General features: G+C 72.8%; 30 protein-coding genes. 12 read left to right on the plus strand and 18 right to left on the minus strand.

All coding sequences use genetic code 11. The features are described 5' to 3' along the window. Positions 1-678: 678 nt before the first annotated feature. Complete coding sequence (locus tag AC2A1K_RS13680; protein WP_483896899.1) at positions 679-1,887, plus strand: DUF445 domain-containing protein; 1,209 nt, start codon at positions 679-681, stop codon at positions 1,885-1,887. On the opposite strand, the gene AC2A1K_RS13685 is transcribed toward AC2A1K_RS13680, so the two are convergent. Both AC2A1K_RS13685 and crcB read right to left on the minus strand, forming a co-directional pair. Beyond that, positions 1,888-2,250 (minus strand): fluoride efflux transporter FluC, encoded by a 363-nt coding sequence (locus AC2A1K_RS13685; RefSeq protein WP_483896852.1) that lies wholly within the window; start codon positions 2,248-2,250, stop codon positions 1,888-1,890. Next, complete coding sequence (gene crcB, locus AC2A1K_RS13690; protein ID WP_483896853.1) at positions 2,247-2,708, minus strand: fluoride efflux transporter CrcB; 462 nt, start codon at positions 2,706-2,708, stop codon at positions 2,247-2,249. Before crcB ends, AC2A1K_RS13685 begins: the two co-directional genes overlap by 4 nt. A 216-nt stretch (positions 2,709-2,924) precedes the next feature. On the opposite strand from crcB, the gene AC2A1K_RS13695 reads away from it, so the two are divergent. The 4 genes from AC2A1K_RS13695 to AC2A1K_RS13710 all read left to right on the plus strand — a co-directional run bounded on the left by AC2A1K_RS13695 (position 2,925) and on the right by AC2A1K_RS13710 (position 5,205). After that, positions 2,925-3,401, plus strand: coding sequence for a helix-turn-helix domain-containing protein (locus tag AC2A1K_RS13695; RefSeq protein WP_483896854.1), 477 nt, complete (start codon positions 2,925-2,927; stop codon positions 3,399-3,401). A 62-nt stretch (positions 3,402-3,463) separates the two neighbouring features. Further along, positions 3,464-4,189 carry a hypothetical protein gene (locus tag AC2A1K_RS13700; protein WP_483896855.1) on the plus strand — a complete coding sequence of 242 codons (726 nt, stop codon included), beginning with the start codon at positions 3,464-3,466 and terminating at the stop codon, positions 4,187-4,189. A 153-nt stretch (positions 4,190-4,342) separates the two neighbouring features. Next, complete coding sequence (locus AC2A1K_RS13705) at positions 4,343-4,642, plus strand: DUF2516 family protein (protein ID WP_337704444.1); 300 nt, start codon at positions 4,343-4,345, stop codon at positions 4,640-4,642. After that, complete coding sequence (locus AC2A1K_RS13710; protein ID WP_483896856.1) at positions 4,639-5,205, plus strand: YbaK/EbsC family protein; 567 nt, start codon at positions 4,639-4,641, stop codon at positions 5,203-5,205. Before AC2A1K_RS13705 ends, AC2A1K_RS13710 begins: the two co-directional genes overlap by 4 nt. 14 nt (positions 5,206-5,219) lie before the next feature. Here the strand turns inward: AC2A1K_RS13710 and AC2A1K_RS13715 are convergent, their stop codons facing one another. From AC2A1K_RS13715 to AC2A1K_RS13725, 3 genes are all read right to left on the minus strand, one after another. Next, a complete protein-coding gene (locus AC2A1K_RS13715) occupies positions 5,220-6,845 on the minus strand; it encodes a hypothetical protein (RefSeq protein WP_483896857.1) in 1,626 nt (541 codons plus the stop codon). Positions 6,846-7,041: 196 nt separating this feature from the next. Further along, positions 7,042-7,938: a formyltetrahydrofolate deformylase gene (gene purU, locus AC2A1K_RS13720; protein ID WP_483896858.1), complete on the minus strand. Its 897-nt coding sequence runs from the start codon at positions 7,936-7,938 to the stop codon at positions 7,042-7,044. Further along, positions 7,935-8,441, minus strand: a complete 507-nt coding sequence (locus AC2A1K_RS13725) for a DUF2505 domain-containing protein (RefSeq protein WP_483896859.1) — start codon at positions 8,439-8,441, stop codon at positions 7,935-7,937. Before AC2A1K_RS13725 ends, purU begins: the two co-directional genes overlap by 4 nt. Positions 8,442-8,466: 25 nt before the next feature. On the opposite strand from AC2A1K_RS13725, the gene AC2A1K_RS13730 reads away from it, so the two are divergent. Next, on the plus strand, positions 8,467-9,570 hold the full coding sequence (locus AC2A1K_RS13730; RefSeq protein ID WP_483896860.1) for a UDP-N-acetylmuramate dehydrogenase: 1,104 nt from the start codon (positions 8,467-8,469) through the stop codon (positions 9,568-9,570). Positions 9,571-9,676: 106 nt separating this feature from the next. Continuing rightward, positions 9,677-10,822, plus strand: coding sequence for a L,D-transpeptidase (locus AC2A1K_RS13735; RefSeq protein WP_483896861.1), 1,146 nt, complete (start codon positions 9,677-9,679; stop codon positions 10,820-10,822). A gap of 4 nt (positions 10,823-10,826) precedes the next feature. On the opposite strand, the gene AC2A1K_RS13740 is transcribed toward AC2A1K_RS13735, so the two are convergent. Continuing rightward, on the minus strand, positions 10,827-11,600 hold the full coding sequence (locus tag AC2A1K_RS13740) for an SDR family NAD(P)-dependent oxidoreductase (protein ID WP_483896862.1): 774 nt from the start codon (positions 11,598-11,600) through the stop codon (positions 10,827-10,829). Positions 11,601-11,768: 168 nt separating this feature from the next. Here AC2A1K_RS13740 and mshA point away from each other — a divergent pair, with 168 nt between their 5' ends. The 3 genes from mshA (at position 11,769) to AC2A1K_RS13755 (ending at position 15,463) form a co-directional block, all read left to right on the plus strand. Then, positions 11,769-13,019, plus strand: a complete 1,251-nt coding sequence (mshA, locus tag AC2A1K_RS13745) for a D-inositol-3-phosphate glycosyltransferase (protein WP_483896900.1) — start codon at positions 11,769-11,771, stop codon at positions 13,017-13,019. Between the two features lie 74 nt (positions 13,020-13,093). Next, positions 13,094-13,582 carry a type III secretion system chaperone family protein gene (locus tag AC2A1K_RS13750; protein WP_483896901.1) on the plus strand — a complete coding sequence of 163 codons (489 nt, stop codon included), beginning with the start codon at positions 13,094-13,096 and terminating at the stop codon, positions 13,580-13,582. Positions 13,583-13,876: 294 nt separating this feature from the next. Next, positions 13,877-15,463, plus strand: coding sequence for an AMP-binding protein (locus AC2A1K_RS13755; RefSeq protein WP_483896863.1), 1,587 nt, complete (start codon positions 13,877-13,879; stop codon positions 15,461-15,463). A gap of 143 nt (positions 15,464-15,606) precedes the next feature. Here AC2A1K_RS13755 and AC2A1K_RS13760 read toward each other — a convergent pair whose 3' ends face one another. From AC2A1K_RS13760 to AC2A1K_RS13810, 11 genes are all read right to left on the minus strand, one after another. Continuing rightward, the gene (locus AC2A1K_RS13760) at positions 15,607-17,001 is read right to left on the minus strand and encodes a tyrosine-type recombinase/integrase (protein ID WP_483896864.1); all 1,395 of its coding nucleotides are present in this window, start codon (positions 16,999-17,001) and stop codon (positions 15,607-15,609) included. After that, a complete protein-coding gene (locus AC2A1K_RS13765) occupies positions 16,998-17,207 on the minus strand; it encodes a helix-turn-helix transcriptional regulator (RefSeq protein WP_483896865.1) in 210 nt (69 codons plus the stop codon). Before AC2A1K_RS13765 ends, AC2A1K_RS13760 begins: the two co-directional genes overlap by 4 nt. A gap of 4 nt (positions 17,208-17,211) precedes the next feature. Beyond that, positions 17,212-17,559 carry a hypothetical protein gene (locus AC2A1K_RS13770; RefSeq protein WP_483896866.1) on the minus strand — a complete coding sequence of 116 codons (348 nt, stop codon included), beginning with the start codon at positions 17,557-17,559 and terminating at the stop codon, positions 17,212-17,214. Continuing rightward, positions 17,559-17,768: a hypothetical protein gene (locus tag AC2A1K_RS13775; RefSeq protein ID WP_483896867.1), complete on the minus strand. Its 210-nt coding sequence runs from the start codon at positions 17,766-17,768 to the stop codon at positions 17,559-17,561. Before AC2A1K_RS13775 ends, AC2A1K_RS13770 begins: the two co-directional genes overlap by 1 nt. Continuing rightward, positions 17,765-18,058, minus strand: a complete 294-nt coding sequence (locus AC2A1K_RS13780) for a hypothetical protein (protein ID WP_483896868.1) — start codon at positions 18,056-18,058, stop codon at positions 17,765-17,767. Before AC2A1K_RS13780 ends, AC2A1K_RS13775 begins: the two co-directional genes overlap by 4 nt. Beyond that, the gene (locus tag AC2A1K_RS13785; RefSeq protein WP_483896869.1) at positions 18,055-19,578 is read right to left on the minus strand and encodes an FtsK/SpoIIIE domain-containing protein; all 1,524 of its coding nucleotides are present in this window, start codon (positions 19,576-19,578) and stop codon (positions 18,055-18,057) included. The genes AC2A1K_RS13780 and AC2A1K_RS13785 overlap by 4 nt, the downstream gene beginning before the upstream one ends. Continuing rightward, positions 19,575-19,844, minus strand: a complete 270-nt coding sequence (locus tag AC2A1K_RS13790; RefSeq protein ID WP_483896870.1) for a hypothetical protein — start codon at positions 19,842-19,844, stop codon at positions 19,575-19,577. The genes AC2A1K_RS13785 and AC2A1K_RS13790 overlap by 4 nt, the downstream gene beginning before the upstream one ends. Positions 19,845-19,846: 2 nt before the next feature. Beyond that, positions 19,847-20,152, minus strand: coding sequence for a hypothetical protein (locus AC2A1K_RS13795; RefSeq protein WP_483896871.1), 306 nt, complete (start codon positions 20,150-20,152; stop codon positions 19,847-19,849). Beyond that, positions 20,152-20,421: a hypothetical protein gene (locus AC2A1K_RS13800; protein ID WP_483896872.1), complete on the minus strand. Its 270-nt coding sequence runs from the start codon at positions 20,419-20,421 to the stop codon at positions 20,152-20,154. Before AC2A1K_RS13800 ends, AC2A1K_RS13795 begins: the two co-directional genes overlap by 1 nt. Then, on the minus strand, positions 20,421-20,681 hold the full coding sequence (locus AC2A1K_RS13805; protein ID WP_483896873.1) for a hypothetical protein: 261 nt from the start codon (positions 20,679-20,681) through the stop codon (positions 20,421-20,423). The genes AC2A1K_RS13800 and AC2A1K_RS13805 overlap by 1 nt, the downstream gene beginning before the upstream one ends. A 77-nt stretch (positions 20,682-20,758) precedes the next feature. Further along, positions 20,759-21,181, minus strand: a complete 423-nt coding sequence (locus AC2A1K_RS13810) for a hypothetical protein (protein ID WP_483896874.1) — start codon at positions 21,179-21,181, stop codon at positions 20,759-20,761. Between the two features lie 131 nt (positions 21,182-21,312). Here AC2A1K_RS13810 and AC2A1K_RS13815 point away from each other — a divergent pair, with 131 nt between their 5' ends. Beyond that, the gene (locus AC2A1K_RS13815) at positions 21,313-22,137 is read left to right on the plus strand and encodes a GntR family transcriptional regulator (RefSeq protein WP_483896875.1); all 825 of its coding nucleotides are present in this window, start codon (positions 21,313-21,315) and stop codon (positions 22,135-22,137) included. A 1-nt stretch (position 22,138) separates the two neighbouring features. Next, positions 22,139-22,948, plus strand: coding sequence for a glycosyltransferase (locus AC2A1K_RS13820; RefSeq protein ID WP_483896876.1), 810 nt, complete (start codon positions 22,139-22,141; stop codon positions 22,946-22,948). 35 nt (positions 22,949-22,983) lie between these two features. On the opposite strand, the gene AC2A1K_RS13825 is transcribed toward AC2A1K_RS13820, so the two are convergent. After that, a complete protein-coding gene (locus tag AC2A1K_RS13825; protein ID WP_483896877.1) occupies positions 22,984-24,375 on the minus strand; it encodes a hypothetical protein in 1,392 nt (463 codons plus the stop codon). Between the last annotated feature and the right edge of the window lie 490 nt (positions 24,376-24,865).

Here is a 24,865-nt window from a genome sequence, read left to right on the forward strand (position 1 = left end):
GACCGTCCGAGATCACGTCCGAGATCACGTCCGAGATCACGGCCGAAGGGGCGCCCCCCGGTCACCGTGGGGCAGCACGGCGACCGGGGGACGCGAGACCCCCTGCGGCCGGGCGCGGTCGGTCGCAGGGGGGACCGGGTCGTCCCCAGCGGGACGGCTCGGGGGTCGGTTGACGGCCACGTCACCCCGGGGCGACCGACGACCGAGACGACCGTGCGGCGACTCCGGCGCGAACGGCGGCGACAACGGCATCAGTCCAACGAGCGAAGTCGCCCGGGCGATACGCACTCTCGCCGTCCTGCTCGCGATTCGCGCCGGACGGTGGCTCGGTTCACCGAAGCGAGGGACGAATCCGGCGTGACTCACGTCTCATCGGTCCTCGGTGGCGGGGCCGGCGGCGCCGCGCGCGCCCCTGCGCCACACGCCGCCGGTGGGACACTGGAGGACGTGCAGACCGCCCAGGGACCGGACCGCGGTGCCGGTCGGAGTGCGTCGGACCTCGATCCGGGGCTGGACCCACCGACGGACCCCCTCGTCCGGCCGGTGCCCGCCGCGCGTGCCGACGAGGATGCCCCACCGCCCCCGGGACCGTCACCGTCGTCGCGGCCCTCGTCGGGCGGCGCGTTCACGCCCACGGGCTTCGTCGACGACCCCGAGAAGCGCGCCCGCCTGCGCCGTATGAAGGCGGTGGCGTTGGGTTTCCTGCTCGGCGCCGCGGTCGTGTGGGTCGTCTTCCTGCTGTGGGAGAACAACGGGGGGCCGGCCTTCACGGGCTACGTGCGTGCCGCCGCCGAGGCCGGGATGGTCGGTGGGCTCGCCGACTGGTTCGCGGTCACGGCCCTGTTCCGCCACCCGCTCGGCATCAAGATCCCGCACACGGCGCTCATCCCGCGCAAGAAGGACCAGCTCGGGGCGAGCCTGTCCGACTTCGTCGGCGGGAACTTCCTCGCGCCGACGGTGGTCGGGGAGAAGCTGCGCGCCGCGCGGATCTCCGCGCGCCTCGGCGGTTGGCTCTCGACGCCCGGCAACGCCGAGCGCGTCACCGCCGAGCTCGCCACGGTGGTGCGCGGCGCGGTCACCGTGCTGCGGGACGACGAGATCCAGGCCGTCGTCGACCAGGCCGTGACGCGCCGGGTGGTCGCCCAGCCCTGGGGGCCGCCGCTGGGCCGGCTGCTCGAGGGCGTGCTGTCCGACGGCTCGCACCGCCGGCTCGTCGACCTCGTCTGCGACCGCGCCTACGACTGGGTGCGCAACAACCACGAGACCGTGATGGCGCTGGTCAGCAAGCAGGCGCCGAGCTGGTCGCCGCGGTTCGTCGACGGGATCATCGCCGACCGCCTCTACGCGGAGGCGCTGTCGTTCGCGTGGGCGGTGAAGTCCGATCAGGAGCACCCGCTGCGCAAGGCCATCGACCGCTTCCTCGTCTCCTTCGCCGGCGACCTGCAGGACGACCCCGAGACCGGCGAGCGTGTCGAGGCGATCAAGCAGCAGCTGCTCGAGCACCCCGACGTCCAGGCGCTGATCTCGCGGGCGTGGGCCACCGGCAAGGCGATGCTCCTCGACGCCGCCGAGGACCCGTCGTCGCAGCTGCGCCTGCGGGTCACCGACGGCATCGCCCGCTTCGGACAGCGCCTCGACAGCGACGAGGACCTCCGCGACAAGATCGACGGCTGGATCGTCGAGGCCGCGTCGTACGTCGTGGGCCGCTACTCCAGCGAGATCTCCACGCTGATCTCCGACACCGTCGCGCGCTGGGACGGCCCGGAGACGTCGCGGAAGGTCGAGCTGCAGGTCGGCCGCGACCTCCAGTTCATCCGCATCAACGGCACGCTCGTGGGCGCCCTGGCGGGCCTGATCATCTACTCGGTGGGCGAGCTGCTGGTGTAGCTAGCCCCAGAGCGTCGCGCCCAGGGTCAGGCCGAGGCCCGCGCCGCCGAGACCCGCGAGCGTCGAGGCGACGACGTTCATGACGCTCGTCGTGCGGGCGCGCTCCTCGGCCAGGCGGACGGTCTCGTAGGCCAGCGTCGACCAGGTCGAGAGGCTCCCGCAGAAACCGACACCGATCGCGGCGACCGCGACGTGCGGGGCCGGGCCGCCGACCACGAGGCCCAGCACGAACGAGGCGACGACGTTCACGAGAAAGGTGCCCCAGGGGAAGCCGGTGCCGTGGGTGGACTGCAGCCAGCGGTCCGTGAGGTAGCGGGTGGGCGCGCCGATCGCGGCGCCGAGGGCGACGAGCAGGACGGTCATCGCGCACCCCCGATGCCGGCGACCCGCCGGGACACGGCCATGGCGAGCGTGCACGCCCCCACCGCGCCGACGATCGTGGCGCCGAGATAGGCCAGCGCCGTCGCCCGGTGCCCGCCGTCCAGGAGCGTCTCGGCGTCGACGGCGAACGTCGAGAACGTCGTGAAGCCGCCGAGGACGCCGGTGCCGAGGAACGGGCGTACGAGCGGGTGGGCCGCGCGGACCTCGGTGACCACGACGACCAGCACGCCCATCAGCAGGCTGCCGAGCACGTTGATGCCGAACGTGCCCCACGGGAAGCTGCCGGGCGCGACCGGGACGAGCAGTCCCACGGCCCAGCGGGCGAGCGAGCCGAGGATGCCGCCGAGGGCGACCACGGCGACCGCCGGGCCCTGTCCGCGCAGCACCGCGGCGCCGGGCGGGCGGCCGGCGATCACGTCCTCGGCGTCGGGATCGGTCATTCGTCCTCCCTGGGCACACGCGTACTGCGGGTTCCAGGGACCGTTGGCGCACCGGCGCGCGGTTGTCGGCGGGCCCCACCGCCATCGTCCCGAAGCCTATCCCTGTGCCCCGTTCGTGTGTGCGACAGCCCACGTGACCAGCGCAAGCAGGGTGCTTGCAGCAGCTAGCACTCGTGTTAGCGTGGGTGTCAGCGAGTTCGGAGGAGGTGGTTTCCGGTGCCGGGGACGGACGGGGTCGAGAAGATCGGCCAGGCCGTCGAGGACATCGGGGCCTACATCCGCCGGCAGCGCGAGGGCGCGGAGGTCTCCCTCCGTCAGCTCGCCAAGGTCGCGGGGATCAGCAATCCCTACCTGAGCCAGATCGAGCGTGGGCTGCGCAAGCCGTCCGCCGAGATCCTGGCCCAGATCGCGACCGGCCTGCGGATCTCCGCCGAGGCGCTGTACGTCCGCGCCGGGATTCTCGAGCCGAGGGAGTCGTCGCCGGTGCTGGACGCCGTGGCCGCCGACCCGGATCTGTCGGAGCGCCAGAAGCAGGTGCTCGCCGACATCTACGAGTCCTTCCGCCGCGGCAACGTCGCCGAACCCGCGAGCAGCGCCGCAACCGGGGCCGAGGACACCGAGAACACGGTCGAGGCGGTGGTCGACGCCGCTGTGGCCGTCGGCGGGACCGCCCCGGTCCGCCGGTCGTCCTGACGTTCGAGACGCACACCTACCGCACACCTACCGCTTGAGCACCGACCAGGAGTGAGACGAACATGGCTGTCACCTTCCCGACCAAGTTCGACGTCCGTGAGGCCCGCGACCAGGCCAACAAGGTCGTCTCGGAGGCCATCGACCCGCTGCGCCAGCCCGCGCTCGCGGTGCTCGGCCTTGGCGACGTGGCCGTCGCGGCCGGCCGTGACGCCGTCACCCGCGTGCAGGCCGGCGCCACCGAGGTGCAGGCCCGCGTCGAGGACCTGCCGGCCGAGCTGCAGGAGCTGCGCTCCAAGCTGACGACCGAGGACTTCCGCCGCCTGGTGGACAGCTACCTCGCCGCCGTCCGCAGCGTCTACGCCGACCTCGTCAAGCGCGGCGAGAAGAGCTACCAGGACATCAAGAGCCAGCCGCAGGTCAAGCAGGCGCTGGACACCGTCGACCAGGTCTCGACCGAGATCGAGGGTCGTCTCGAGGACACCGTCGAGGGCGTCCGGGTCCGCGGCGAGAGCGCTCTCGCCGAGGTCACCAAGCAGACCCGCTCGGTCGGTGAGCGTGCCGCCCGCGCGACGCAGCGCTTCAGCGCCGAGGCCGCCGAGGCCGTGGCCGAGGCCGGGTCCGAGCTGTCGGAGGACATCAAGGAGGCCGGTGACGAGGTCGCCTCCGAGACCCGGAGCACGACCCGCAAGGCCGCGGCGCGCACGGCCCCGAAGAAGCAGGGCCCGAAGAACGCGCCGAAGTCGGCGGCCACCACGGCGGCGGCCGAGAAGAAGGCCCCGAAGAGCTGAACACCGGTCACGCGGCCATGACGCTGCGCTGACCCCAGCGGACCCCCGCTGGTCCGAACGGCCCCGGGACGCTCCGCCGTCCCGGGGCCGTGGTGCGTTCGGGGTTGACCGCGCGCCTGTCGCCCCGCCGAGGAGGACACGTATCGTGGTGGCGTGTCGGTCCTCTACAACCTCGACGGCTACGTGCTGCTGGTGCTGTGGCTGCTGGGGATTCCCGTGGGCCTCTATGCGTTCGTGCACGCCCTGATGCAGCGCTCCGACGCCTTCACCGCCGCCGACAAGCTGACCAAGCCGGTCTGGTGCGCGATCACCGGTGTCGGTCTCGCGATCCTCGCGATCTCCACGAGCGGCCCGTACAGCTTCCTGTGGCTCATCGGCATCATCGCGGTGCTGATCTACATCGTCGACGTGCGGCCACGCGTCGTCGAGATCCAGCAGGGCCCGCGCTGGTGACGGCCGCGGCCGACGCGGCCCGGGCGGTCGCCGGGTCACTGGAGCCCGAGCCCGCTCTCGACCGGCTCGACCTCGTCGCCGAGCCCGTCGCCGGCGCCCTGCACGCGCTGCCCGGCGACCTCGCCGCCGACTGCCTGGTCGCCGCCATCGACCCGGGGCTCGCCGACACCGCCGCGTTCTGCGAGGCCTACGGCTCGCCGCTCGAGGCCTCGGCCAACTGCGTCGTCGTGGCCGGATCGCGTTCGGGCGAGCGCCGGTTCGCCGCGTGCGTGGTGCTCGCGACCACCCGCGCCGACGTCAACACCGTCGTGCGCAAGCGCCTCGACGTCCGCAAGGCGTCGTTCGCGCCGACGGACGAGGCGGTCGAGCTCACGGGCATGGCCTACGGCGGGATCACCCCGTTCGGTGTGCCGCCGGGATGGCCGGTGCTCGTCGACGCCGCAGTGGCCGCGACGCCCGCCGTCGTGGTGGGCAGCGGACTGCGCGAGAGCAAGCTGCTCGTGCCCGGCGCCGTGCTGGCGGAGCTGCCCGCGGCCGAGGTCCTGGAGAACCTGGGTCGTTGAGCGCCCGCCGAGCCCTACCGGCCGCCCTCCACGCGTGCCCGCCAGAGCGCGGAGATCGAGGCGCCCGGCTGGTCGTACACCGGGTTGGCCGCCGTCGTCGGGAACGTCAGGTTCGACCCGGGCTCGGAGGTGAACGGGTGCCGGGCGACCTCCGCACCGTTGAGCGTGACGACGATCGTGCCGCTGGTCGCGAGGGTCCCCTGGTTGACCAGGCGCACCGTGATCGTGCAGGACGGGGTGCGGCAGGTGCTCTCGCCGCCCTCGACGGTCAGCGCGAGCCGCGGGCGCTCGATGAGCGCCAGGAGGTAGCTCTTCATCGTCGGCGCCTGCCCGGAGAGGTCCTGCACGTTCGCCAGGGCCGCCGGGTCCGCCCGGTTCACGGTGACGGGTGAGAGCCGACCCGAGCCGAACCCCGGGAGGTCGAGGCCCACGAGCCGCGGGGGCTCGCCGTCGACGACGGTGACCGTGCGGCCGTCGCTGCCGGGCGTGAGCACGCGCGCCTCCTCCCCGGCCACGACCACCTCGTCCTGCTCGGTGACGTCGGGTGCGGCGAGGCGGTTGGCGAGGGACTCCGGCGTCTGTTCCCACGACGTGAGCCCGCGCGGGAGCACGGTGACGGCGTCGGAGAGCCACTGGCCGGAGAGCCGGTCGGCGAGCTCCGGGCGCGGCGTGGCGCGCTCCCACCAGGCGCGGTCGCCGCGGATCGCCTGCTCGTTCCCGGCCAGGACGAACTCGGCGCGCCCGCCGCCGTCGCGAACGAGGGTGCCGGCCGCGTTGCCGGCCCGGTCGACGGTCATCTCGAGGTTCGTCGGGATGCCGTGGCCGTCGGGGATCCGGCCGGCGTAGGTCGCGCCCTCCCAGCCGCGCACGTCGGCGACCGTCGCCTCGAGGGTCGCCGACGGCGACGCCGGGCGGACGGCGATGAGGGCGGCCGCGGTCACGATCAGGAGCACGACGACCGCCGCGGCGATCCCGATGACCAGGCCGGTGCGGCGGGGGCCGGAGGTGCCCGTACCGGCTCCCGGCGCGCCCGGCGGCGGACCGAACGGGCCCGTGTAGCCGCCCGGCCCGGGCTGTCCGGGCTGTCCGGGCTGTCCGGGTGGTGACCCGTACCCGGGCGGCGGGTAGCCGGGCTGCCCCTGACCGGCGAACGGCGCCGTGCCCCACGGCCCGGCGCCCCCGGCGGCCTGCGGGGTGCCGAACGTGGGGCCGGCGGCCGCACCGGGCGGGGCGGCGAACCCGCCCGTTCCGGGACCGGTGTTCGGTGCTCCCGGTGGGGTGCCCCACGGCGAGTACGGCCTCGCCCCGCCCGCTCCGGGCTGCCAGGGGCCCGGCGCCTGCGCCGGCACGGCGTACTTCTGCGTGCCGTCGGTGCCGTCGGTGCCACCCAGGGTCTCCGGCGAGGCCGGGATCCCGCTCGGCGGTGTCGAGGTGTCGGTCGTGGCGCCGTCGCTCGCGCCGTCCGCGATCGGCTCAGCCGTCGGCTCGGGGCGCCCGGCCGATCCGGCGGGCTCCACCGGAGCGGGCGTCCCGGTCCCGGCCGATGCCTCGGTCTCCGAAGCGTTCCCGGTGGTGGCGTCGGGATCGGGCGCCGCTCCCGGGTGCTGGTCGTCGCGCCGGCTGTCGTCGTCGCCCGCCAAGGCCGCCCCCTGCCACCCGTGAGCACTCGCGCCGAACCAGTTGTGTGCGCACAGTAGCCCGATCGTGGGTCGCTGAGGAGACATTCAGCCCAGGAACGACGACCTCCACGCCGCGGCATGGCCGGGCCGACACCGAGCGTGCGTTCGGTGACCACCACGCCCCAAGGGCCACGAGGGCGATCCTCGGCGAGCGGGTCTAGCGGAAGACCACCGTGCGGCCCGCGTGCACCTGGACGCGGTCCTCGAGGTGGGCGCGCAGCCCGCGCGCCAGCACCAGCTTCTCGACGTCGCGACCCCGCCGGACCATGTCCTCCGGGGTGTCGGCGTGATCGACCCGGCTGACGTCCTGCTCGATGATCGGGCCGGCGTCGAGGTCGGGCGTCACGTAGTGGCAGGTCGCCCCGACGAGCTTGACGCCGCGGGCGTGCGCCTGGTGGTACGGGCGCGCGCCGACGAACGAGGGCAGGAAGCTGTGGTGGATGTTGATCGCGCGGCCCGCCCAGCGGTCGCACAGCGCGGGCGGCAGCACCTGCATGAACCGGGCCAGCACGATCGCCGCCGGGTCGTGCTCGTCGACGACCTCGGCGACCTGCGCGAACGCCTTCTCGCGGCCCGTGCGCTGCTCGTCGTCGTCGGCCCGCGCGGGGAACGGCACGTGGTGGAACGGGACGCCGTGGGCCTCGGCGATCGGGCGCAGCACATCGTGGTTGCCGACGACCGCGCGCACGTCCATGTCGAGCTCGCCGCCCCAGACCCGCCCGAGCAGGTCGTGCAGGCAGTGCGTCTCCCGGCTGACGAGCAGCACGACGCGCGGGGACTCGCTGGTGTCGCGGACCCGCCAGCGGACCGGCTCGCCGCCGGGTACCTCGAGCTCGGCGGCCACCTGGCCGACCACGGCGCGCAGCACGTCGGCGCCGCCGGGGACCGAGGCGTCGTCGACGACCTGGCGGGTCACGAACCAGCCCGCGGCGGTGTCCGCGTGGTACGCGGCCTCGGTGATCGACGCCCCGAGCGCGGCCAGCCGCCCGGTGATGGCGGCGACGATGCCGGTGCGGTCGGGGCAGGCCAGGGTGATGACGACCCGACGGATCACGCCCGACCCCGGGCCAGGCGCCGGCGGGTGAAGGCGTCCTCGGCGTCGAGCAGGTTGCCGACCTGTTCGACGACGACGCCCTCGATCTTCCCGCCGACCATCGGCACGCTCACCGTCGCCTGCCCGTCGACCTCGGTGACCGAGCCGGCGCCGTTGTCGCTGAGGCGCTGGGTGCCGCTCATCGTCCCCGGCAGCCCGCGGACGGTGACCTCGAACGTCCCGTCGTAGTCACCCCCGCCGCGCGGCGTCCAGGTCTCGACGCGATCGAGCACGAGGTCGTTCCCGGTGAACCGACGGACCACCGACGGCAGGAACTCGACCGGCACCGAGTGACGCAGCCGCAGGCGCGCCCCCGCGTCGTCGACGGCGTGCTCGAGCAGCGCCGGGTCGTTGCCACCGAGCTCGGCGAGGCGCTCGCGCAGATGGTCGGCGTCGACCAGCTCCGCGTACACCTCCTCGGCGGGTGCGTCCCAGGTGGCGCGGTGGGTGATGCGGCGTGGCACGGGCGGGAGGTTACCGTCGGACGTCGTGACACCCGGCCCGACCACTGAGACGACCCTCGAGACGACGCTGCTCGCCCCGCACACGACGCTCGGTCTCGGCGGTCCCGCCCGCCGGCTCGTACGGGCGACGACCGCGGACGAGGTCGTCGAGCGTGCCCGTGCCGCGGACGGGGCGGACGCGCCGTTGCTGCTGGTCGGCGGCGGGTCGAACCTCGTCGTCGGCGACGCCGGCTTCGCCGGGACGGCGCTGCTGCTCGACCACCGCGGGCACCACGTCGTCGACGGCGACAGCGCCGCCGACGACACGGTCGTGCTGCACGTCGAGGCGGGCCACGACTGGGACGAGCTCGTCGCCGACACCGTCGCGGCGGGGCTCGGCGGGCTGGAGTGCCTCTCGGGCATCCCCGGGCGGACGGGCGCGTCACCGGTGCAGAACGTCGGTGCGTACGGCGTGGAGGTCGCCGACCTGCTCGTCGGTGTCGACCTCTACGCGCGGCGCACCGGGTGGCGCGGTCCCGTGGCGGCGTCCGACCTCGACCTCGACTACCGCACGAGCCGGCTCAAGGGCGCCCGCAACGTCGACGGCGAGATCGTGCTGGGCGTGCGGTTCCGCCTGTCCACCGACGGGCTCTCGGCGCCGATCCGCTACGCCGAGCTCGCCCGCGTCCTCGACGTGGCGCCGGGCTCGCGGGTGCCGGCCGCCGACGCCCGGGAGGCCGTGCTGGGCCTGCGGCGCGCCAAGGGCATGGTCCTCGATCCCGCCGACGCCGACTCCCGCAGCGTCGGGTCGTTCTTCACGAACCCGGTGGTCGACACCGCGACCGCCGCGCGGGTGGCGGCCCGGACCGAGGAGCGGGGCCAGGTCCCGGTCACGGCGTGGCCGCAGCCCGACGGGCGCGTCAAGCTCTCCGCCGCCGCCCTCATCGAGCGCGCCGGCATCCCGCGCGGCCACCCCGGGGTGCACGCCCCGGTGCGCGTCTCGACGAAGCACACGCTCGCGCTGACCCACCGCGGCGGCGGCACCACCGACGACCTGCTCGCCCTCGCCCGCGACGTCCGCGACCACGTGGCCGTCGCGTTCGGCATCGTGCTCGAGCCCGAGCCCGTTCTGGTGGCCTGCGCCCTGTAGCTCTCCGCCGATAGGTCCGGAACGGCGGGGGATGTCGGCGCTGTCCTGACGCTGTCGGTTCCCGGTGGGAGGATTGGTCCGATCGTGTCGGGGGATCGGGGGAGCCATGGGTCGGGCGCTCGTCGCCGTGCTGAGCGGGCTGTTGCTGGTGCTGACGGCCTGCGGATCGGGGGCGCCGGGGACGTCGTCCGCGCCGCCGCCCCCGCCCCTGCAGGTCACGGTCACGCCGACCGGGAACGCCGCCGACGTCGCCCCGCGGGCCGAGGTCGCGGCCACCACCGACGGCGCGTTCGCCGACGTCACGCTCACGGCCTCGCCGGGCGGCCCGGTCGCGGGCGTCCTCTCGCCGGACCGGAAGCGCTGGACCCCCGCCGGCCCGCTGGCCTACGGCGCCACCTACATTTGGGGCGGCACCGCCACCGCGCCGGACGGGCGCTCCACGCCCGTCACCGGCGCGTTCGCCACGGTGGCGCCCGGCGAGACCGTGCGGGCCACGCTGAACATCGGCGACGGCCGCGAGGTCGGGGTCGGCGCGCCGATCACGATCCAGTTCTCGGCGCCGGTGCAGGACAAGGCGGCGGTCGAGCGGGCGCTGTCGGTGCGGACGTCGGTGCCCACGCAGGGGTCGTGGGCCTGGCTGCCCGACCAGGACGGCGGCTCGCGGGTGCACTGGCGGCCCCAGGAGTACTGGAAGGCCGGCACGCAGGTCGACGTGCGCGCCGACCTGATCGGTGTCCCGTTCGGCGGCGGCGCGTGGGGCCGCGAGGACCTCACGACGTCGTTCCGGATCGGGCGCGCCCAGATCGTCCGGGCCGACGTGAACAGCTTCCGCCTCGTGGTCGAGAGGGACGGCCGGCAGGTCATGGACGTGCCGGCCAGCTACGGGCTCGACTCCGACCCGGATCGCACCACGCGCTCGGGCATCCACGTGGTCACCGAGAAGTTCGAGAACAAGCGGATGGTCAGCCCGCAGTTCGGCTACGACGTCGTCATGGGCTGGGCCGTGCGCATCAGCAACAACGGCGAGTTCATCCACGCCAACCCCGGCTCGGTGGGGTCGCAGGGGTCCAGCAACGTGACCCACGGGTGTGTCAACCTGTCGACGGCCGACGCGCGGACCTTCTTCGACTCGGCGCTCTACGGCGATCCCGTCGAGGTCACCGGCTCCGGGGTCGACTACTCGGAGCGCGACGGCGACATCTACGACTGGACGATCCCGTGGGACCAGTGGCAGGGGATGTCGGCGCTCTGATCGGTCACGTGCGGTGGAACCGCATGCCCGTGGCCTGGTCGCGGGGCTTGAGGACGACGGTGTCGAGGTTGACGTGCGAAGGCCTGCTCATCGCGAACGCGACGACCTCGGCGACGTCGTCGGCCACGAGCGGGGTGATGCCCTCGTACACCTTCGCCGCCCGACTCTCGTCGCCGTCGAAGCGCACCAGCGCGAACTCGGTCTCCACCGCGCCCGGGGCGATCTCGGTGACGCGGACGGGCTCGCCGAGCAGCTCACCCCGCAGGGTCCGGTGCAGCGCGCCCTCGGCGTGCTTGGCGGCGGTGTAGCCCGAGCCGCCGTCGTAGACCTCGAGTCCGGCGATCGAGGTGATGGTGACGACGTGCCCGTCGCCCGACTCGATGAGCAGCGGCAGCAGCGCCTTGGTCACACGCACGGTGCCCAGGACGTTGGACTCCCACATCCAGCGCCACTTGTCCTCGTCGGCCTCGATGACCTTCTCGGTGCCCTGGGCGCCGCCGGCGTTGTTGACCAGGCCGCGCAGGAGCTGCCCGCCGGCGACGAGGTCGCGCACCGCGGCCGCGAAGGCGGCGACGGAGTCGGCGTCGGTGACGTCGAGAGGCAGGGCGGTGCCGCCGGTCTCGTCGGCGATCTCCTGCAGGCGGTCCACCCGCCGGGCGCCGAGCACGGGGTGCCAGCCGTCGGCGGCGAGGGCGCGGGCGGAGGCCGCACCGATGCCCGAGCTGGCTCCGGTGACGACGACGAGGGGGCGGTCGGATCCGGGGTTCGGCGCGCTCACGCCCCGCACCCTAGGACGTCCCGGATCACCGTCGACGCGGCCGGACGGTGGCCGCGCACCTAAGCTGGCGGGGTGACCCCGGCGGCGACGACGGCGACGGCATCGACAGCCCGTTCCCAGAATCGGGTCCTCCGTCATCAACCGGGACGTCCCCGGCGCGTCGCGGTCATCTCGTTGCACACGTCGCCCCTCGCGCAGCCCGGCACCGGCGACGCCGGCGGCATGAACGTCTACGTGGTCGAGACCGCGCGGCGCATGGCCCAGCGGGGCGTCCAGGTCGAGATCTTCACCAGGGCGACGTCGTCCGACCTGCCGCCGGTGGCCGAGCTCGCGCCCGGCGTGCTGGTCCGTCACGTCACCGCCGGCCCGTACGGCGGGCTCGGCAAGGAGGACCTGCCCAGCCAGCTGTGCGCGTTCACCGCCGGAGTGCTGCGCGACGAGGCCCGCCACGAGCCCGGCTGGTACGACGTCGTGCACAGTCACTACTGGCTCTCCGGGCAGGTCGGGTGGCTCGTCCGCGATCGGTGGGGCGTCCCGCTGGTGCACACCGCGCACACGCTCGCCAAGGTCAAGAACGCCTCGCTGGCCGACGGCGACCGCCCGGAGCCGCTGTCGCGGGTGGTCGGCGAGGAGCAGGTCGTGGCCGAGGCGGACCGTCTGGTCACCTCCACGCAGGCCGAGGCGGACGACCTCATCGGCGCCTACGGCGCCGATCCCGACCGGGTCCGCACCATCGCCCCCGGGGTCGACCTGCGCACGTTCACCCCGGCCCGCGACCGCGACGAGGCCCGCGCCGCGCTGGGGATCGCCCCGGACGCCGTGACCCTCGCGTTCGTCGGGCGCATCCAGCCGCTCAAGGCCCCCGACGTGCTGTTGCGCGCGGCCGCAACGATGATCGCCCGCCGCCCCGAGCTGCGCGCGCGCCTGGCCGTCCTCGTCGTCGGCGGGCCGTCGGGCACCGGGCTGGCCGAGCCGGAGTCGCTCGTGTCGCTGGCCCGCGAGCTGGGTATCGCCGACGTCGTGCGCTTCCTGCCCCCGCGCGGCGGCGACGAGCTCGCGCAGGTCTACCGGGCTGCCGACGTCGTCGCCGTCCCGAGCTACTCCGAGTCGTTCGGGCTCGTCGCGCTCGAGGCGCAGGCGTGCGGGACGCCGGTGGCCGCGGCCGCCGTGGGCGGTCTGCCGACCGCCGTCGCCCACGACCGCTCCGGGCTGCTCGTCGGCGACCACGACCCGGACCGCTGGGCGGACGCCCTCTCCCGGGTCGGGCTCGACCAGGCCGAGCGCCAGCGCCTGGCGGCCGGCGCCGTCGAGCACGCCGCGATGTTCTCGTGGGACCGCACCGCCGACGCGCTGCTCGCGACCTACGCCGAGGCGTCGCGCTCCCTGGCCCGCGACCGCGCGGCGGGGGTGGCGGTGTGAGTGCGCCGGACGCGGAGCAGTCAGGGGAGCACGCCGACAAGGGAGCCGGACCATCGACACCGGACCTCGCCGAGCTGGAGAGGGTTCTGGTCGCCGCGCTCGACGAGCGCGAGCTGACCTACCTGCGGCGCGGGCCCGGGCGGCTGTTCGTCACCCTGCCCGGCACCAAGAAGCTCGCGACGCACTGCTGGCTGGTGCTCACGCCGCACGCGCTGCTGGTCGAGGCGTTCGTGTGCCGGCACCCGGACGAGAACCTCGAGGGGGTCTACCGCTTCCTCCTGCAGCGCAACGCCCGGCTCTACGGCGTGCACTACACGATCGACCGCGCCGGCGACATCCACCTCGTCGGTCGGGTGCCGCTCGTGGCCGTGGTGGACGAGGAGATCGACAAGGTCCTGGGCCAGGTGCTCGAGGCCGCGGACGGCGACTTCAACACCCTGCTCGAGCTCGGCTTCGTCACCTCGATCCGCCGCGAATGGGCCTGGCGGGAGTCGCGGGGCGAGTCGCTGGCGAACCTGTCGGCGTTCGCGCACCTGGTGGACGACCGGCCTGACCCGGCCTGAGGCAGGGGCCACGCCGCCGGCGTGGGACGGGGGGCATCCGACGCCGGCGACGGGCGTAAGGGAGCCGCTCGGGGCGGCCGACTCGTGACCGATCCGACGAAAGTGGATCGGCGTCCGGTTCCGAAGCCTCCCACCACGCAAAGCACAGGACAAGGCATCGTCGGCAGTCGAACGGGTGACAGGAAGCCGGTCGTTCGGTCGTCCACGATCACTCAGGGAACGCGCGCGAGGTCTGTCGTGGCAGGTTAGGTTGACCGCACCTCACCCCGCGGCCCGACGAGGAGACGCTCCCGCATGATCGTTCGCAGCCCGTACGACGACATCGATGTCCCCGACATGGGCCTGCCGGAGTTCCTCTTCGGCGACCTGGGTGATGCGGCCGGGCGCGTGGCGATCATCGACGGACCCTCCGGTACGGAGACGACCTTCGGTGAGCTGGCCGCCGCGGTCGAGCGCTTCGCCGCGGGCATCGGCGAGCGCGGCCTCGGGCCGGGCGACGTGATCGCGCTGTTCGCGCCCAACAACCCGTACTACCCCGTGGTGTTCCACGGCGCGCTGGCCGCCGGGGTCGCGGTCTCGACGGTCAACGCGCTCTACACGCCCGACGAGCTCGCCTTCCAGCTGCGCGACTCCGGGTCGAAGGTGCTCGTCACCGTGTCCGCCTTCCTCGACCGGGCGCGCGCGGCGCTCGACGAGGAGGGCCTCGTGGTCACCGAGATCATCGTGATCGACGGGGCGCCGAGCGTCTCCGGCGTCATCACCGAGACCTCGCTGTCCGACGTGCTGGCGACGACCGCCGAGCGGCCCTCGGTGACGCTGTCCGGTGACGACGTCGCCGCGCTGCCGTACTCGTCGGGCACCACGGGGCGGGCCAAGGGCGTCGTGCTGACCCACCGCAACCTGCTCGCGAACCTGCTGCAGATCGAGAAGATGGGCACCCACGTCTCGCCGGACACGAGGATCCTGGCGGTGCTGCCGTTCTTCCACATCTACGGCATGACCGTGATGATGAACCAGGGCCTGCACGCCCGCGCCACGGTCGTGACCATGCCGAAGTTCGACCTGGCCGAGTTCCTGCGGATCGTCTCCGAGCACCGCGTCGACCGCGTCTACATCGCGCCCCCGATCGCCGTCGCGCTGGCGAAGCACCCGATGGTCGACCAGTACGACATCGACTGCGTCGACATCGTGTTCTCCGGGGCCGCGGCCCTCGACGCCGAGCTGGGGGCGGCGGTCGGCCGGCGCCTCAACTGTACGGTGCTCCAGGGCTACGGCATGACCGAGCTCAGCCCCGTCAGCCACTGCATGCCCGACGACCGGCCCGACATCGACCTCGGCTCGATCGGCGTCGCGCTGCCGAGCGTCGAGTGCAAGCTCGTCGACCCGGAGACCGGGCAGGAGGGCGTCGAGCGCGGCGAGCTGTGGGTCCGCGGTCCGAACGTCATGCGGGAGTACCTCAACAACGCCGAGGCCACCGCCTCGACGCTGGACGCCGACGGCTTCCTGCACACCGGCGACGTCGCCACCGTCACCGACGAGGGCGTGTTCTACATCGTCGACCGGGTCAAGGAGCTGATCAAGTACAAGGGCTACCAGGTCCCGCCGGCGGAGCTCGAGGCGCTGCTGCTGACCAACGAGGGCATCGCCGACGCCGCTGTGATCGGCGTCAAGGACGCCGAGGGCGAGGAGATCCCGAAGGCGTTCGTCGTGCTGCAGCAGGGCGCGGAGCTCTCCGGCGACGACGTGATCGCGTTCGTGGCCGACCGCATCGCCCCGCACAAGAAGGTCCGCGTCGTCGAGTTCATCGAGCAGATCCCGAAGTCGGCATCGGGCAAGATCCTGCGCAAGGATCTTCGTGCTCGCGAACAGGCCCCCGCGTAGGGGCGTCGACCCGCTCCTTCGGGCCTCTGACCTGCGACGACGCTGAATGACCGATGTGAAGTCTCTGTGAGCCACTGTGGTCGTGCGTGGTCCTACGGCGGGATTCGCGGCACAGGCACGACACACTCGGCGGTTGGTGATCATCAGTTCTCCCCGTCGAGCAGGTTCTGGATACGGGTGTTGTAGGCGTCGCGCTCGCCGTCGAGGCACGCGGCATAGACCGAGAGCAGGACCTTGACCGAGTGGCCGGCCCGCTCGGCGACGTCGGTGGGCGGCACCCCGGCGTTGAGCCAGGAGGACAGCGCCGCGTGCCGGAGGTCGTACGGGCGGGCCGCCAGCGGTGAGGCCGCCTGCGTCGGGCTCAGGCCGATCTCCCGGGCCTGCTTCCAAGTCCGTGTGTAGACCGACTCCCGGATGCGTCCGCCGGTCGTCAACGCCGGGAACAGCCGGCCGTCGGGCGCTGCGCCGTAGAGGTCGAGGTGCCCGCGCAGGATCGCTACGAGAGCTGGCGGGGCGGGGACGCGGCGGACGGCCTCGCGGCGGCGACGCTTGAGCGGGCGGGCGTCGGGGTCACGCAGGCCGTCGTTGTAGTGCTCGCCCGAGACACCGGTCAGCGACCCGGAGAGGACCAGCTCGCCCCAGCCGGCGACTGGGAGCTTCGCGTCGGTGTCGCGGAGTTGCTGGGCCTCGCCGGGACGTAGGCCGGCGTAGTACAGGCAGGCGAAGAACGCCCGCAGCCTCCAGCCACGGTCTCGCTCGGTGCGCCGATGCCCGGAGACGTACGTGACCGCGGCGAGAAGCTGACGCGCCTGGGCAGGATTGACCACCACTCGCGGGTCGACGCCCCCGGTGGCCTGCGCTGTCCCGGTGCGCCGGCCCGTGACGGGGTTGGCGGCCAGGACGCTGGTGTCCACCGCGTAGCCGGCCACCCGGTGCAGCACCGCGCGGCGCTTGTCCAGAGTTGACGAGGTGACGGCTCGTCCGTCGGCCGCGTTGCCGAGGTCGTGCAGGAGCGCGCCCAGGGCGAGGGAGTCGGCAAGGTCGGTGGTCGGTCGGGATGCGCGACGCAGCCAGGACGCCACGGCGCGGTCCCGGGTGCTCAGCTCACGGCTCCGCAGGGGCGGCGGCAGAAGATGCGTGCTGGCGATGCGCTGGAGGTCGGTCTCGTCGGGAGCGTTGTCGAGCGGGTTGACGAACTTCGGGGTGATCGCGGCGAGGTTGACCACCGCGGCCCGCCGGGTGTTCGGCGGCGCAGTCGCCCAGATGTGGTCGATGTAGGCGACCGCCAGCTCGAGGAACGTCCGCGACGCTCGCTTGCGGAGCATCGAAGCCGGGAGACCGGAGTCGATGTCGAATGCCTCCCCGGCCCGCGCCGCCTTGACGAGGTCCGCCCTGAACGCTTCGGCGAGCGGCTTGGTGATGTAGGACTCCGAGTGCGGCTTGCCCGCCGTGACCCACCGAACTCGCCACGGCCGGGACGCCCTGTCGGTCTTGCGGATCGACCAGAAGCGCACCTGGAAGGTGGTTTCCTCGCTCATGCGGCGTCGTCCCGTAGTGCGTCGAGCCAGTCGAGGAGATCGCCCCGGCGGACCCGAAGGTGCCCGTTCGGGAGCCGCAGGCACGGCGGGGCGACTCGGCGCTCCCGCCACTCGTAGAACGTGTCCCGCGAGACGTCCCCCAGTTCAGCGAGGACCTGGCGCACGGTCAGCAGCTCGTCGCGGTCGACCTTTGCGCTGGCAGCCATGGGATCAGTCCTCCGGGAGTCGGCGACCGAGGTGGCCGAGGTGGTTGTGGGCGTTGTCGAGCTGAAAGGCGACGAGGTCGAGGTCGCCGGTGGCGGCGGCGATCGCGTAGGCGGCGGCGTGGAGCGTGTTGATCGGGTCGGCGCCGCGGTCGTCGTAGTGCGCGGCGGGGTCGGCACGGCGCAGCCCGCGACCGAGGTAGTCGAGGAGTTGGGGCAGGCGGTGGACGAGCTCGGCCAGGTTGCCGACGACGACGTAGGCGTCGTGGCCGGTGACGGGACCGAGGGCGGCGTGGTTGGCGACGCGGATCGACTCGGAGGCCTGGTCGACGTGCCGGGTGAGGGTGGGGTTCATCAGGTGGCTCCGGTACTGGCGTCGGTGAGGGCGTCGCCGATGCCGCTGGCGATGGCGGCCAGAACGTGGCCGACGCCGGTGACGACGTCGGGGGCGAGGGCGGCGAGCAGGGCGACGGTGATGACGCCGAGGACGACCGCGGCACCGACGGCGCGGGTCTGCGCGGCGATCACGGTGAGCAGGGCGGTGATGATCACGGCGGCGATCACTTCTGCCCCCGTTTGGTCGTTGGTTGATCAAGGCGGGCCGCAGCGACGTGGTGGAGCTCCCGGCGTTCGGGCCGCGTGGCGACGACCTGTCGGGGGTTGTGTTCGGTGCGGTGGTCGGTGGTGGGCGGGGACTCGAACTGGCATCTGTGGCGTGCTTGGTGGCGTCCGGCGAGGGTGAGCAGCCCGCAGAGGCCGTAGGCGGCGGCGAGGAGCCCGAGCCCGGCGAGCACGAGCCAGCGCGGCGTGTCGGCGGTCAGGAGAGCTGCCAGCAGCGCAGTGGGGGCGTTCATGCGGCCTGCCCTCCGCTCTCGCCGCGGCCGTTGCTGGTGCCGGGGCGCTTGTTGCGGGTGGCGAGCGCGGGGACCTCGACCTGTTCGGGTGCGGGATAGGTGGCGGCGAGGTAGCCGAGTTCGGTGTCGGAGACCCAGTTGCCGCGGACCTTGACCGGCTGGCGCTTGCCGCCGTCCTCGTCGACGACGAAGCCCATCCCGGGGCAGTCCTCACCGATGAGGTCGCAGTGCGCGCCGCGCTCGTAGGCGGAGTCGGTGAGCACCATGCGGGTCTCGACGTCGGAGTCCAGCCGCAGACCGACCCGGTAGCCGAACATGTCGCGGAACGAGAGGACTTCCTTGCGGGGGTCCTGCACGCACCCGATGACCACGACCCCGGGCGCGCGGCCCTGGGAGAGCATCCGGCGCACGGCGGCGTTGGCCCGGTCGCGCAGCTCGCGGTTGGCGATGTAGGTGGTGAGCGCGAGCAGCTCATCGACGAGGATCACGTAGAGCGGGTAGTCCCCGAACATCCGCGCGAGCAGCTTGCGGACGTTGCCACCCAGGGCTTCGGCGCGCTGACGCATGAGGTCGGCGGCGAACTCGAGGGCGGCCACGAGGTGTTCGTCGTCGCCGTAGGCGAGCATGTAGAACAGCTCGGAGCACATGCGGTACTCCATGCCGCCCTTGGGATCGATCCCGATCAGCCGCACCGTCCCGGTGTGAATGGCCGGGGCGAGAGCGCGGATGATCGCGGCGACCAGTCCGGACTTCCCGGCGCCGGTCAGCCCGGCGATCAGGACGTGGGTGCCCATCAGGCGCAGCCACCACGGGGCGCCGTCCTCGCGGCGCCCGACGCGGACCCAGCGGAAATCCGGGGTCACCAGCGGCTCGTCCTCGGTGGGGTCGTCGGCCAGCACGTCGCGGTAGACCACGCGCAGCAGCACCCAGCCGGCGCGATGCGGGTGGGCCAGGACCCGGACCTCCAGGGCGTTCCACTCACACGCCAGCGCGTCGGCCTGGCGGGCGAGCACGCCAGGGGTGACCCCGGGGCAGAGCTGCACGTGCAGCTCGTCGGCGTGCTCGCCCAGGGCGACCCACAACAGGCGGGGCACGATGACGCGGTGCGAGGCGTCGGTGGCCTTCACCCCGGTGGCGGCGCACACGTCGTCCCACGACCAGCGATACCGGGTGCGGCGGGCGAACCGCGCCACCCGGGAGACCACCGCGCGGTTCCAGGTGGCCGGGCGCAGCCGTGACCACAGCCGGCCCACCAGGGCCCCGACGACGAGGACGGCGAGAAGGCCCCACGGCCCGAGCGCCAGGAACGCCAGCGCGGCGGCGGCGAGGCTGGCGCCAGCGGCGGGGACGTAGACGGTGAACCAGGCGGTGACCAGGGTGAGCCAGCCGGCCCACCATCCGGCGGTCAGGGCCCAGCGCACCAGCCGGGAGCGCTCGTGGAGGCGTTCGGTGCGCATCACATCGGCGCGGGTGCGGATGGTCTGGCCGCGCCACAGCCGCGCGGTGCTGATCTCTCTCATCGGGTCCTCCCCGTGTCGCTACGGCTGGTGGTGTCGGTGCCGGTGGTGCGGGCGCGGCTGCCGAGGCCGCCGCGGGTGATGCGCTCGCGGGGGGCGTGGTTGGCGAACTTGCCGCCCTTGCCCTTGCAGGCCGCGCAGCGGCCGTGGGAGCGCTCCCAGCCGCGGTGGGTCCAGGTGCGGGTGGTGCAGGAGCCGGTGCCCTGGCAGGCGGTGCAGAGGTGGTAGCCGCCGGTCGACAGGCCGGGGGCGCGCATCGGACGGGCCATGGTCAGAAACCTCTTCCGGAGTGGGATGAGCGGTGGGAACGGCGCGAGGCGCGGCGGCGGCGCACCTGCGCGGAGGGGGAGCCGGCGACCTGGCACTCGGTGACCTCCCAGACCGAGGAGCCGCACGCTGGGCAGACCTCGACCGACAGGGCGATCACCGGCGGACCGCCAGGGCCGTCCTTGGTGACCGGGGTGGGGGTCCACTGGGCCAGGCAGTCGCCGTCCCGGCAGGTCAGCACCAGCAGATCGAGCGCCGCGGTGGTGTCGACCCGCACTGCGGAGCCGGACGGGCGGGTCGGGGCGCCCATCACCGACCACCCCCGACGACCTCGACCACGTCGAACAGGGCGTGTTGGTCGCGGCACGACGGGCAGAGCCGGCTCTGGCCGTCGCGGTCGAACGCCCGGGTGCATTGGGTGCAGCGCGCGAGGTGGCCGGTGGCGCAGGCCGGGCACCACCGTGGGTCGCGGTGGCTGGTGGTGAGCGGGTAGAGCTGGGCGCAGTCCCGGCAGGTCCGTTGCCCCCACGGGGCCCGACTGCCCGCCGAACCGGACCCCGTGGAACCGTTGGGCGCCATCACCGCTCACCGCCCCAGCGCTGCTGCGCGCCCTGGCGGGTCACGTCGAGCTGGCGGGCGACCTCGGCCCACGAGTAGCCGGCCTCGCGTAGCCCACCGATGGCGCGGCGCATCGCGGTCTCCCACGCCTTCCCGAGGGCGTCGAGGTCGCGCAGGCCCTCGATGTCGCCGGTAGCGACTCGGCGGCTGTGCGCGGTCACGACCCGGCGGGCGAAGCGGGCGAACTCGTCGTTCTCCACCACCGGCCGCAGCCGGTGCATCGTCAACCCGGTTTTGACGCTCGACGGACGGGTAGACCCGCCGCGGGGTGCCAGTCCCGGCGTGGACTGCGGGGGCATCAGGCGGCCTCAGAGCTGGTCTGAGAGTCGGCCTGGCGCCGGGACTGGCGCTGCGGACCACCCGCCGCCGGGCGCACACCCTCGGCGGTGAAGCTGATCTCCACGCCCCGCCCGGACTTGTGCTGCTTGACCCGAGCACGCAGCCCGTCGAACTCCACGAAGCTGTAGGGCTCCGGCGCCGGGACCTCGTGCGAGGCCACCGTCACCCCGAACACCAACGGCTGCCCGTCGCGACCGAAGGGCAGCACCACGTCCAGCACGTGCTGCGGGCGGTTGAACTCATCCAGCTCCGGGTTCTCCGACGGACGCCGCTTACCGTCCGGCCGGTCCTCCCACGCCATCTTCGTGACCACATGCCCGGTCGCCCGGGCGGCTTCCTCCAGCTCCACCCGGCTCACGAACTCCCACACCGGCTCAGCCATGACTGGGTCCTCTCCCCGTTGGTCGTTCGCAGGTTTGCATGCAAACCTGCGAGGTGTGAGCAAGGTAGCACGCCGTCACGTGGGCCGGTAGTGGGTTTGCATGCGAACCGTGGCGCTCGTAGCCTTGCGGAGTGGAACCCCAGGTCACGACTGCTCTGCCACCGCTTCAGGTTCAGATCGCCGACGACCTCCGCATCCGCATCGAGGTCGGTGAGCTTCGGCCGGGCGACGCACTGCCGACCCTCGCCGAGCTTCAGCAGCGCTGGGGCTGCTCGATGAACCCGGTCCGCTCTGCCGTCGAGCTGCTCAAGCAACAGGGGCTCATCACCGGTGGACGCGGGAAGGCTCCAACGGTCCGAACCCCCCCACGCCAGGTCGTCCGTTCCTCCGAACGCCACCAAGAAGAGAAAGACATGGTCCGTCGCCCCGAGACGGAACGCGCGAAGCAAGGCACCGCCGAGGTCGAGTCACAAGTCCCGATCGAAGCGCTCGACTTCAGGCCGCACTACGCGGTTGTCGAGGCAAACGACGACGTCGCTACAGCCCTTCGCATCCCGGCCGGTACTCGCGTCCTTCGTCGCGCGTGGGAACTTGCCGATCCCGCTACCGGCCGCCGCGAAGCATGGAGCGTCTCCCACATTCCTGACGAATATGTGTCCTCGAACCGCGCGCTGTATGACCCGGGCAACGAGCCCTGGCCTGGCGGCACTCAGCATCAGCTCTACACCGTCGGTATAGAGATTATGAAGATGATCGATGAAGTGACTGCTCGGATGCCTACGACCGCCGATGCCCAGCTCTGGGAGCTTCAACCAGGAGTGCCGATCTTGCGCTGCCGCCGCATTTCAGTTGATCAGCACGGTCGGCGTGTCGAAATCTCCGACGCCGAGTATCCCGCTGATCGCACCCGACTCGACTTCGTCACGCCGCTGCGGCCTTGGAGCGAGGACGCCTGACGTGCCCACCATCTCAGTCTTGACAGCCGTCCATCGCCCGCTTCCCGAGCACCTCATCGAGGCAGCCAGGTCCGTCCTCGACCAGACCCTGCCCGCCGAGTGGTCGCTGGAGTGGATTATCCAAGAGGACGACGATGTCAATCGCTCCCACGATCTGCTGCCTACTCATGAGGCGATCCGGTACGAGTGCAACAGCCGCCACCTCGGGGTGGCAGCCACCCGGAACGCTGCGCTTGCGCGGGCGTCCGGTTCATTAATCCAGGTGCTGGACCAAGACGACGTCCTGCTGCCTGGAGCACTTGCCGCTCTGCTCCCACACTTTGACGACGCGCGTATCCATTGGGCTGTCGCTCAAGCGGATGATCTCCACCCCGACGGCGGCCGCACGTCGTGGCCAGCTGCACTGCCATTCGGTGTCCTCCCGCCGGGTGTGGTGAACGCGCAAGCCATCGAGCACGACGGGAACTGGCAGATTCACTGCGCCGGACTCATGCTCCGCGCGACCGTCCTCCGCGCCATCGGTGGGTGGGTTGCGTCCTACGGCGACGATGACATCGCGATGTTCGCGGGACTCTCAGAGATCGCCTTTGGCTACCACGAGCCACTCGTCACATGGCTCTACCGACAGCACCCTGGTCAGATGTCCCGCACACCCGAATCGCAACAACGCAGCGTCGCTGGACGGCAGGTGGCGCTGCAACGCGTCATAGCCGCTCGCGCGAGTGGGCTGAGCGTGACGCAGGCACCGATCCAACCGCGCCCGGTGCCTGTCGCGGGCCGGGCTGAGAAGGAGAAGCCTCGGAGTGCATGACGACGCCCACTCCGAGGCCGACTGTCTACCGACAGTCAGGGGTCCCTAGGCCGTGACGGAGTCTCGGCTGCGCGCGGCGGCGGGCTGTCGTCCCAGTCAAGATCACGCAGGGAGAGCCAGTGGCGGGCGGCGTCGAGGCCGCCCGTCTCGGCGGCGTCGAGCAGCGCGGGGTACTGGTTGTTGGCGCGCAGCCAGCGGGCGGTGTCGTCGGGCAGCCCGAGGCGCTCCTCTGCGTCGAGGGTTTCGTCGGCGACTTCCTGGTCGTTCTTCTCGACGCCGAGCTGCGCGAACGCGCGCAGGGAGCGGCGGCCCTGGGACCAGGTGAGCTGTTCACGGCGTTCGGAGGCGGACTCCCATTCCCACCAGCGGGCGACGTCCTCGGTCCGGTAGGTGTCGACGGCTTCGGCGAGGAGCTGCATCGGGGTGCGGCCACCGCGGCGGCGGCCTTCCTTGCGGTGTGCGCCGGTGATCTCGTGGGCCTGCTTGACGAAGTAGGAGTGCAGGTTGTCCCCGCCACCGCGGTAGGTTTTGCGTAGGTCCCAGCCGTGCTCGTCCGAGGAGTCGAACCCGAGCGCGCGGGCCTTGCGCGCCCAGCGGGCGTGCATCCCGCTCACGATCTTCGCGGCCACGTACTCCTCGGACAGGTCGTCTTGGAAGCACAGCAGGACGTGGACATGCACGTGCCACCCGTTGCCGGAGTAGCCGTGCCCGGCCGGCTGGGCGGCCAGGATGGTGGGGGTGGCGCCGTCGGTGACCTCGGTGACCTTCGCCCACCCGAGCATCCCCGCGTCGTCCTGGTCGGGGCCCCAGTCGCGGCCGCCGGTGGCCGCCTGCCAGCAGGCGGTCACCGCGTCCCAGCAGCCCTGCCGGGCGTTCAGCTCGGCGAGGTCGCGGGTATCGGTCTCGCGCTGCTGCCGGGCCTGAGCCCCGACCGAGATGAACGCGTCGTCCTTGTCGGCGATCTTCTTGCGGATGCTGGCCTCTTCGATGTCGTCGGCCTCGGCCTGGTGCTCGTCGACGTCCCAACCGCGCTCCTCGGCTAGCTCCCGGCCCATCCGCCGCTGGTCGATCTTGTCGAGGCGGTTGCGCCACTTGCGGCGCCGATCGAGCACGTAGCGACGTTCCCGCTCCTCGCGAGACAGCCCGAGCCGGTCCCCGGCCTGGTGGCTGATCGTGAACGTGCCCATGAACGCCGAGCCGCCCGCCGCATGGACGGCGTCGAGCACCGTCGCGAGTTCGTCGGCGCGCTTGGCGGCGACCTTGGCCGCGCACACCGGGCACGCCCACACCGACCCGCAGGTGACCATGCCCTCGATCCCCGCGCGGCGACCCTCCGGGCGCTGCGAGACCGCCAGCACCGTCCCCGCGTCGGGGTCGCGCTGGAGACCACACCGGCGGACCCGGCCGATCGAGCTGATCCGCTGCACCTGCGAGCGACGACGCCAGCGAGCGGCCCGACCCTCCCGACGAACCACCTCATCGACCCCGACGACCTCGACCGCCTGGCCGGGGGTCTGGCTTTGAGACGGGTCCCGGAGTCCGGTCGGAAGAGTTGTTCGCCAGTTACCGAGAACCCGCCCGCTCACCGGGCACCACCAGCCAGTGTCGGGGCCGGCGCTGGCGCGCCGGCGCGGCCCGGCGTTGCCGGTCCGCGCCTCGCCGCACTCCTGTCTTCGACCCGTGCGGCGGGCGCTACCCGGCCGCCTGGCCGCGAACGGTGCGAAGCGGCGGACCCAACCACGCCAGGGGTGACCGGGAGCGGTAGGGGTGTCGGCCTCCGGCGGCCAGGCGCTCCGCCCTGGACCAGGGCACCGACCTCAGGAGAGCCCCTTCCAGCGACGAGCTCACGGGTGGCGGGGCGGTGGTGGTGGTCGGGGCGGGGTCTCACCCACGACGACGCGCCCCAGGGCTGCCAGA

The sequence above is a fragment of the Actinomycetospora sp. 2LY8.5 genome (assembly GCF_057180585.1).